A 9,059-nucleotide genomic window follows, 5' to 3' on the forward strand; every position below is an offset into this window, starting at 1 on the left:
CTCATAGCTTTTGTATATCCGTTGAGTTTTCAAAAACAGGCAACGCAGTGTAAAGCGAAAATGAAGAAAGAATTTGAGCTTGCGTTGGAGAGATTTGAAGAAAAACAAAAAATAAGCTACGAGCCTCTCTTACTATTTGGTATTGAAGATTTGGTTTTATTGTTGCGAAGAGAACAAGATATGGAAGATGAAGAATCGATTTTGAAGTATATTGCTGCAGAACTTTCTTTAGGCATTACAAAAATTATTCCAAGCCTTGCTAGAAAATTAGGAATACCTAAACTGATTCCCGTTCACAAAGGCGAGAAACACTTTGGAGCAAAGGCTTTGCTTGTGGGATTACAGATTCTTACAAAATACAACCCCAATCTTCGCCACTATACAGAATTTCTTGAAAAAATCTCAAAAAATAAAACAATTATAGATGATTTAAAAAAATGACAAAATTATTTTTATATATTAGAGTATTAGTGTTATTTTTAATTGTTTCTCTCGGGTTTTGTAGTACCCTATATGCTGAATTACAAATTACTAAAGTTTCAAAAAACGATGGATCTTTTGACGTAGTTTTAAATGATGATATTAAGATTTCAAACATTATTTTAAAAAATAACGAAATTGAATTTCCCGTTTATAAAGATAAAAATAAAGTTTATAAGCAGTTTTCTATTTTAAAAAGAGAATTTAGACAGTATGTTGTTGATTCTTTAATCGAAAATAAAATATCTTCCAAAACTACCGACACTTCGTTTAAAATAAATAAATTTTCAATCCTAGAAAATCATAAAACGATAAAAGTATTTGCATCTGTAATTTTTAATGATGATATTGAAGTTGAATGTCGTATTATGCGCTCAAAAAACTGTTTATGGGTTGCGTGGCCTGCAAATAAAAATAATAATATTTGGGTTAAAGATTTTAAATTTATAAATAGAAATTTAAAGGAAACAATCGAAAAAAAATTAATTACAGATTATACTTCCATTAGTGGTTAATATGCTAAAAGAAAAAATAAATAAGAATATTTTAGACATTGTTTCAACTATAGGATTGCCTGTTTGCGCGGGTGTCTTTTTTGTTGTTTGGATTGTAATTTTACTTGAGCATCCTGTCATTAATTTCCCACTTATTGCAATTCCTATAATAGCGCTTTATTATTTTTCAGGTAATATATACAGCGGTATTCTAACTTTTATTACAATTATTACAGGTATTTTAGATATTGTATTTTTTATAGGACATAAGTCTGAAGCTCAATTTGTGTTCTTTGAATGTATAGCTATAATGTGTTTGTATTTAATTCTCGAAATGTATAAAGATAAGCATATTGCGATAAAGAATGGATTTTTTGAGGAATATGATACGCTGAATATGGAAATTATATTGAAAGAGTCTGCAACATTGGAAAACAAAAAACGAACTAACAACTTGTTGCGACAGGCAGAAAACTTTAGAAAGATTAGTAATATTCTTCAATCGTTTCAAGCCTCCCTTAACGAAAAAGAGACGATACATAAATGCGAGGATATTGTATATAATTTCATTGGGAAAGGTTCTTGGAAATTAAAGAAATATAAAGAAAGTGACGCTTTTTCTTTTTATGTGAAAAATACAACCTCGCCGTTAATGATAGCAAATATGTCTGAAGATCGACGCTTTCCTTCAGAACGCGATAACAATAAATTGTCGCTTATAGCAGTTCCTGTTGAGCTTAATAGCGCTTTTTGGGGAACGCTTCAAGGAACTTCGTACTTAAAAGGTTTTTTTAGTGAAGAAGATTTGAGACAGTTATCATTATTATTAGGAACAATTAGCGCGATTCTAAATAATTTTTATTCATATAAAAAACTGCAGATACTCGCAATTACAGATGGCGTAACGGGTCTTTATACGCATGCCTATTTTAGTGAAAGACTCAAAGAAGAACTAAATCGTTTGCAGAACAATAATGTATCGTTGTCTCTAGCTATATTGGACATGGATTTTTTTAAAAGCGTTAATGATCAGTACGGGCATCTTGCCGGGGATTCTCTTTTGCGTCAGATTGCGACGCTTTTATGTTCAAAATTTAGAAAAACGGATTTTATTGCAAGATATGGAGGAGATGAATTTGCTTTTATGATGCCTCATACAAATTCAAAAGAAGCGTCAAAAGTTTTAGAAAAAATAAGATTAGTAATTGAAAAAGAAAGATTTTTCTTGACGATAGAAAGTTTGTCGCCGGTTAGAATAAAAACAACAGGAAGTATCGGATTTGTTTCACTAAGTAAAAAAAATCCTATTTCTGAAGAAGATCTTATAAAAATGGCAGATGTTGCTTTATACAAGGCAAAGCAATCTGGCAGAAATAGAGTGGCAGAATATTCTGATGAATAGAAAAATATTAAATTTGATATATATACTTTTGACTCTCGCGGTTTTGTATTTTTTAATGCCTTCATTTGGAGGCGCTATTGTTTGGGCATCCTTCATTTCCTTGGCGGGATTTTATTACGCGCAATGGTTTAAGAGAGCTGTTTTTATTACTTCTTCAATAGCATGCGCGATAGCGCTTTTTTTTGTTAAAGAATACCCTTTTTCTACATTAAGCGCATGTTTGATTTTTATTTCGTTGATTCCTCTTCCGTATTATTTTCATATTAAATCCGGAAAATTAAAAAAAGATTTTTCTGCAAAAATCAGAGTTCTTAAAATCAAACATAGCGAGATTCTTGAGAAATATAAAGAATCATTTGACGAAAGGCAAAAATATGAAGATGAAACGGAAAGGATAATACAGTTTTATGTTGCATGTAAAAAGCTATCTAATTGCGCTGTGAAAGAAGAATATGTGAAAATAATTTTAAATGCTCTAGATGAAAAAGCTAGAATGATTGGATGTAGTATTTTTGAAAAAATTAAATTTGAGTGGAAACTTCTTGCTTCTTCAGGTATTCTTAAAGATAAAGATTTGGTTCCTTACGTACATTCATTAAAATTTTTGGGTAAGGATAAAAATTTTAATATTTTGGATAGTTTGTATAGTAAGGAATTAGATAATCGTAATTTTGGCGCCATTTATTGGCCTTTAAAAATAGAAGAAGAGCTTTTGGGTTGTATTGTTATAGTTACGGAAATGATTGATGTAGATAGATATATGGAAGAAGGGTTGATTTTTGCGCCTCATATTTCTTTGGGATTGAAACGAATTAATCTTTTTGACGAAATTAGCGAGAAGTCAAGAATCGACGGACTTACAGGTTTGTATCTCAGACGTTATTTTCTAAATAGATTAGATGCAGAAATGCAGAGAGACAGACGCTATAGCGATGGTTTTTATATTTTAATGCTGGATTTAGATAGGTTTAAAAACGTAAATGATAAATATGGGCATTTAACCGGCGATAAAGTGTTGGCAAGTATTGCTAAAATTATTTCTTCTTCTGTAAGACCATGTGATTTAGTGGGAAGATATGGTGGAGAAGAATTTGTGGTATTGATACCTTCGGTTAATGAAAAGGAAGTACAATTTATCGCTCAAAAAATAAAGAAATCCGTAAAAGACGCAGAGTTCGAAGAAAATGACGAGAAGTTTAATATTACTGTGAGCATCGGCATAAGTTATCACTCATCGAAGAGTATTTCCAATTCAAATTTTGTAATTAATGCGGCAGATAAGGCTTTATATAAGGCAAAAAATACAGGTAGGGACAGAATTGTTATGTATGCAGATATGTCTGATGATGTGTCAATTGGGCATAAAGGTTAAAAAAATTGCTAAAACGTTATAAAAGGCGAATTCAAGTTGCTAATGCAACAGTAGAATTAAAAACGTCTAACTTTCAGGCAACACTGATAACATATTAAGTAAAGCCTTATTTGATTCTTTACAGTTTTTATCAGTAACTTTAGCCAGCTACCAATAACTCTGGCGACCATTATTTAATTATTTTCTCTTCTATAGCTTCTCTTAAATAAAAATAGATTTGTTTTTCCCTCGTACGAAGGCGCGCAAGTGTATTTAGTAAATAATGACGACGTTGTATCACGAGATTGGAAAGCAGTTTTAGACAATAAAAATAACGATATTGAGAAAAATAATGCAAAACTATTGCTTGCAATAGAGAAAATAGTATATAACCTCGTCAAAATTCCTAAAATGCGCATTATGTTGTGATGTTTTACAGATAGTTTTCTTTTGGCAAGCTTTTTATTATAATGTTCCGCCATGAATGAAAATAATGAAATAAAAGTAATCAATTTAAAAAATCTGTCTCTCAGGTGGTCTGTGTTTGTAGCTTTAATACTTGGCGTTCTTGTTACTGCTCAGATTGTTGTTGCAAAAAAAGCCGAAGCTATGATGACTTCTGTCCCTGTTGTAGTGTTGCCATCATATTCACCGGAGACTTTGTTAAATGATGTTGATGCTAGAGTAAAATACCTTGCATCAAGAGTAAAAGACGTTGATTTTTTTGTTTATTCTGTTAAACCAAAGGATAATCTTTGGACATTGGCAAAAAAATACGGATACTCCGTACATACTTTGATTGGTGTAAATCCGCAGCTAAAAACTTATGAAATAAATATTAATCAGAAAATTGTAGTGCCGTCGTCAGGAGGTTCTCTTCATCCTGTTCAAGAGGGCGATACTTGGTCAAAAATTTCGAAACATTATGATATTGATGATAAAGTGTTGCAACTTAAAAATTTTGGCATTACAAATCTTGTTCCGGGAGAATATGTTTTTATTCCTGGCAAACATCCAGCTATAAATTTAATGAACAAGGGAATGCAGGAGAAATACGAATTTCGTTCGTTATTTCGGTCTCCTCTATGTGGTTGTCCTTCAAGTCATTTCGGAAAAAGAAAACATCCTGTAACAGGTAAAATTAGTTTTCATGGGGGCGTAGATATTGCCGTTCAGTCCGGAACATGGGTAGGCGCTGCTGCGGACGGAGTTGTTATTGTTGCAAGTCACAATGTCGGGCATTATGGAACGGCTGTGTTTATTGATCACAGAAATGGATACATAACACATTATGGTCATCTTTCTTCTATAAATGTAAGGTTGGGACAAAAGGTTAAAAAAGGACAGCTGATAGCTAAAAGCGGAACAACCGGCAGAGTAACGGGACCACATCTTCATTTTACAATTAAAAAAGGCGACAAAGCATTAGATCCTATGAAACTTATATGGTAGTTCGCTTACAGACTACTCTTTTTTGGCGCTGTTTGTTATTTCTGTCTTTTTCAACAAAAATTGTATTTCCACTAAGATTCTTTTCTGCGTAGTACGTAAGCGTTGCGTTTTTTGTATTTCTTCTTCAGTTGTTGGCAACAACTATAGATCTCCCTATAAATCGGTATGTATAATGTAATCAACTAACTTTACATTGATACAATGCGCCAATATAAAGTTAGTTTATTATAGCTGATATTTTCGTTATTATACAAAAAACAGCGTCAACAATCAGGAAATATAGCGATTGACGGTTAATGGTTAAAGATATATAATGTTTGCAGTCATGAGAGTGACTTCATGTTGATGCGCCAACATAGAAGTGTGTGACTGTAAAGTTTTTTCTGTATTTTTGAGATGTGTGGTGGCGGTCATAATTTTACAAGTTTGTAGCAGGGTTTATAGGTAGTCCTTCGATGAACTTTTTTGAAGTTGACGTAGTAGAAAAAAAGTAACACAGTTTTTCTTAACGAAGGAACGTTTGAAATCAAACTGCCAAAGCAGTTTAAAGAAAAGTTTTATCACACGTTGGGCGAAAAGTTACTATGGGCGTAAGACCCGAAGACATAATATGATAAACTTTTCTTCAATACGGCAAATAAAAAAGTAAGCATCTTAAAGCGCTGTAATTGAGTTAGTAGAACCGCTTGGCAGTGAAAAATATTTGTATTTAGATATGGGCAAAATGAGTTGATTGCAAGGGTTGAATATCTAAATCAGAGGAAAATTAATCAGGTAATAGAGCTTGTGTTTGACTTGTCAAAAAGTCATTTGTTTGATACAGAAAGCAGTGGAAGAATTATTTAGTATATGGCTTCAACAGAAAAGAGCTTACGCGTTACGGGATTTTTTATTTCGTGAGTTATTGGGGAAAAATAAAATATGAAAAAGAAGAAAACAAATGATGTGTCGGAACTTTTAAAAATAGCCCAAAAACCGTCAAAGATTGCAAGAAAATTGCATCCTTTTTATCGCGGTAAAATTGAAGTTGTTCCAAAATGCAGAGTCAAAAGTTTAGATGATTTTTCAATATGGTATAGTCCCGGTGTGGCTGCTGTATGTACTGATATTTGCAACAACCCAGAACTCGTGTATGAATATACAAACAAATGGAACAGCGTTGCCGTTGTAAGCGATGGCACAAGGGTTTTAGGGCTGGGCGATATAGGTCCTGAGGCAGGCATGCCCGTTATGGAAGGTAAAGCGCTTTTGTATAAATATCTTGGCGGTGTTGACGCGTATCCAATATGTCTTGGTACAAAAGATGAAAAAGAAATAATACAAACTGTAAAAATACTGCAGCCGTCGTTTGGTGGTGTAAATTTGGAAGACATAGAGCAGCCAAAATGTTTCCCTGTTTTAAACACTTTAAGAAAAGAATGTCATATACCCATCTGGCATGACGATCAGCAGGGAACAGCTCTTGTAACTCTTGCCGGTTTTATAAACGCCTTAAAAGTTGTTGGTAAAAAAATAGGTAAAATTAAAATTGCCATGGTAGGGGCAGGCGCTGCCAATATATGTATATCAAGGCTTTTAATGCTTTATGGCGCGAATCCTAAAAATATAGTTATGGTTGATGTTAAAGGAACCCTGCATAAGGAGCGCTTTGATTTAAAAAATAGTCCTGACCATTGGTCGCTTGCAATAGATACAAATGCAAGTGATATTCGCGGTGGAATTAGAGAGGCTATGGAAAATTCCGATGCTGTTATTGCCCTATCAACTCCCGGTCCCGGAGTTATAAAGAAAGAATGGATACAGACAATGGCTAAAAATCCTATTATTTTTGCGTGCGCAAATCCCACTCCGGAAATTTGGCCGTGGGAAGCAAAAGAGGCAGGAGTGGCTGTGGTTGCGACTGGGAGAAGCGATTTTGCAAATCAGGTAAATAATTCTTTGGGATTTCCCGGAGTTTTTCGCGGAGCACTCGATATAAGAGCTTCTACAATTACAGATACTATGTGTATAACGGCTGCCACGGAGCTTGCTTCTTGTATAGCAGACAATAAAATAAAACCTGATAGGATTCTTCCTACGATGAACGATTGGGAAATATTCCCTAAAATAGCCGCCGCTATAGGCGTAAAAGCTATAAAGGAAAAGGTTGCAGGCAAAAAATTAAGTTATGACAAAATTTATGACAATGCAAAAGCAATAATCAAAAGAAGCAGAGCTATAACAGATATAATGATGAAAAAAGGTTGTATAAAAAGTGCGAAAGATAAAATCTGAAATAATAATTAATGCAGTTGCTGATGTATGCTCAAAAGCAAATTTTGAGCTTCCTGAAGATATTTTAAGATGTCTTGGGCAGTGCGTTGCTTTGGAAACAGGCACAGCTAAAGATATTTTTGGAGAAATTATCGAAAATGCAGATATCGCCAAGAAAGAACAAATTCCATTATGTCAGGACACGGGTACGGCCAATTTTTTTATAAAATTGGGCAAAGATATAATTATTGAGGATGGCAATCTTTACGATGCAATAAATAAAGGCGTCTCTTCCAGTTATGTAGGTAATTATTTACGTAAATCAATTGTTTCAGATCCTCTCGAAAGAAAAAATACTCAAGATAACACACCGGCAAATGTTTATGTTGATATAGTTGACGGTAATGAAATAGAAATTATTTTTTTACCTAAGGGCGGCGGTAGCGAAAATGCCAGCGCGTTGAAAATGCTTACTCCGTCGGTAGGATGGAACGGTATAAAAGAGTTTGTTTTAAATACTGTAAACGATAAAGGAAGAAGCGCATGCCCTCCCTTGGTTGTAGGCGTCGGTATCGGGGGCGATTTTTCATCTGTCGGACTTCTTGCAAAAAAAGCTTTGCTTAGGAAAATTGATAGCAATAATCAAAGTATTTTTTATGATAATAAAGAGCAGGAATTGTTAGACGATATAAACAAATTAAATATTGGTCCTATGGGGCTTGGTGGAAAGATTACGGCTCTAGCTGTGTTTATTGAAACTAAGCCTGTTCATATAGCCTCTCTTCCTGTAGCTGTAAGTATTCAGTGCCATTCTTGTAGAAGAAAGACGGTCGTAATATGAAAATAAATTTACAAGATTTGGTTCTAAATACGAAAACTTTAAAAGCGGGACAAAAAATTTTGCTTAGCGGAGTTATTTATACTGCAAGAGATGCTGCTCATAAAAGAATGATAACCATGTTGGATAGCGAAGAAAAAACACCTATAGATTTAATCAATGCCACAATTTATTATTGCGGGCCAACTCCTGCAAAACCGGGCGCTGTTATTGGAGCGTGCGGTCCAACAACATCATCACGGATGGATGCGTTTACGCCGAGGATTTTAAAAGAAGGCGTTAAAGTTTTGATTGGCAAAGGCGCAAGGTCTAACGATGTTGTTAGTTCAATAAAGGAAAACAGCGCTCTATATTTTGTAGCAACAGGCGGTGTTGCGGCCCTTATTTCTAAGACCGTAAAAAGAGCAGATTTAATTGCTTTTGAAGATTTAGGACCGGAAGCAATATACAGGTTGGAAGTTGAAGATATGTCGTTAATTGTTGCAATAGACAGTTTTGGCAATATAGTCAAATCGCTTTAAGTTGCGTTGTTAAGTTTTAACATCATCTCGCCATTGCGAGACTTGTGGCGTTTGCGAGTCGTGGCAATCTAGACAACAACGATGCTGGATTGCTTCGTCATTTTATCAACCCACTGAAAAAAGTGGTATAAGAAATCCTTGAAAAAAGGTATAATTAAGTGAGCATATAAGCTTTATCAAGGTAATACTGCTTACAACAATTGTTAATAATGACTAGTAGCTTACGCATAACAGCGACAATAGCGACCATTTTAAGTTTGCCGTTGTT

9 protein-coding genes are annotated in these 9,059 nt (G+C 34.1%); all 9 read left to right on the forward strand.

Features of this window, described 5'->3' with window-relative positions; genetic code table 11:
• A partial coding sequence (locus LE180_RS04935; protein WP_374134352.1) for a hypothetical protein occupies positions 1 to 441 on the forward strand: 441 nt, incomplete at its 5' end.
• The gene (locus tag LE180_RS04940) at positions 438 to 995 is read left to right on the forward strand and encodes a septation protein SpoVG family protein (RefSeq protein ID WP_374134353.1); all 558 of its coding nucleotides are present in this window, start codon (positions 438 to 440) and stop codon (positions 993 to 995) included. The genes LE180_RS04935 and LE180_RS04940, both read left to right, overlap by 4 nt.
• A 1-nt stretch (position 996) precedes the next feature.
• Positions 997 to 2,376 (forward strand): diguanylate cyclase, encoded by a 1,380-nt coding sequence (locus LE180_RS04945; RefSeq protein WP_374134360.1) that lies wholly within the window; start codon positions 997 to 999, stop codon positions 2,374 to 2,376.
• Entirely contained in the window at positions 2,369 to 3,748 is a 1,380-nt protein-coding gene (locus LE180_RS04950) for a GGDEF domain-containing protein (RefSeq protein WP_374134354.1), read from the forward strand. Before LE180_RS04945 ends, LE180_RS04950 begins: the two co-directional genes overlap by 8 nt.
• Positions 3,749 to 3,994: 246 nt before the next feature.
• A complete protein-coding gene (locus LE180_RS04955; protein WP_374134355.1) occupies positions 3,995 to 4,156 on the forward strand; it encodes a hypothetical protein in 162 nt (53 codons plus the stop codon).
• A 51-nt stretch (positions 4,157 to 4,207) separates the two neighbouring features.
• Entirely contained in the window at positions 4,208 to 5,179 is a 972-nt protein-coding gene (locus LE180_RS04960) for a peptidoglycan DD-metalloendopeptidase family protein (RefSeq protein ID WP_374134356.1), read from the forward strand.
• A gap of 921 nt (positions 5,180 to 6,100) precedes the next feature.
• Positions 6,101 to 7,453, forward strand: coding sequence for an NADP-dependent malic enzyme (locus tag LE180_RS04965; protein WP_374134357.1), 1,353 nt, complete (start codon positions 6,101 to 6,103; stop codon positions 7,451 to 7,453).
• On the forward strand, positions 7,434 to 8,273 hold the full coding sequence (locus LE180_RS04970) for a fumarate hydratase (protein ID WP_374134358.1): 840 nt from the start codon (positions 7,434 to 7,436) through the stop codon (positions 8,271 to 8,273). The genes LE180_RS04965 and LE180_RS04970 overlap by 20 nt, the downstream gene beginning before the upstream one ends.
• On the forward strand, positions 8,270 to 8,791 hold the full coding sequence (locus LE180_RS04975; RefSeq protein WP_374134359.1) for a FumA C-terminus/TtdB family hydratase beta subunit: 522 nt from the start codon (positions 8,270 to 8,272) through the stop codon (positions 8,789 to 8,791). Before LE180_RS04970 ends, LE180_RS04975 begins: the two co-directional genes overlap by 4 nt.
• Positions 8,792 to 9,059: the final 268 nt, after the last annotated feature.

Origin of the sequence: Candidatus Endomicrobiellum pyrsonymphae, from assembly GCF_020328025.1 — a bacterium.
Taxonomy (GTDB): domain Bacteria; phylum Elusimicrobiota; class Endomicrobiia; order Endomicrobiales; family Endomicrobiaceae; genus Endomicrobiellum; species Endomicrobiellum pyrsonymphae.

Bases quoted from the DNA above. Each gene is read 5' to 3' on its own strand.
- LE180_RS04940 (WP_374134353.1), top strand. From the start codon at position 438: ATGACAAAATTATTTTTATATATTAGAGTATTAGTGTTATTTTTAATT.
- LE180_RS04945 (WP_374134360.1), top strand. From the start codon at position 997: ATGCTAAAAGAAAAAATAAATAAGAATATTTTAGACATTGTTTCAACT.
- LE180_RS04950 (WP_374134354.1), top strand. From the start codon at position 2,369: ATGAATAGAAAAATATTAAATTTGATATATATACTTTTGACTCTCGCG.
- LE180_RS04960 (WP_374134356.1), top strand. From the start codon at position 4,208: ATGAATGAAAATAATGAAATAAAAGTAATCAATTTAAAAAATCTGTCT.
- LE180_RS04965 (WP_374134357.1), top strand. From the start codon at position 6,101: ATGAAAAAGAAGAAAACAAATGATGTGTCGGAACTTTTAAAAATAGCC.
- LE180_RS04975 (WP_374134359.1), top strand. From the start codon at position 8,270: ATGAAAATAAATTTACAAGATTTGGTTCTAAATACGAAAACTTTAAAA.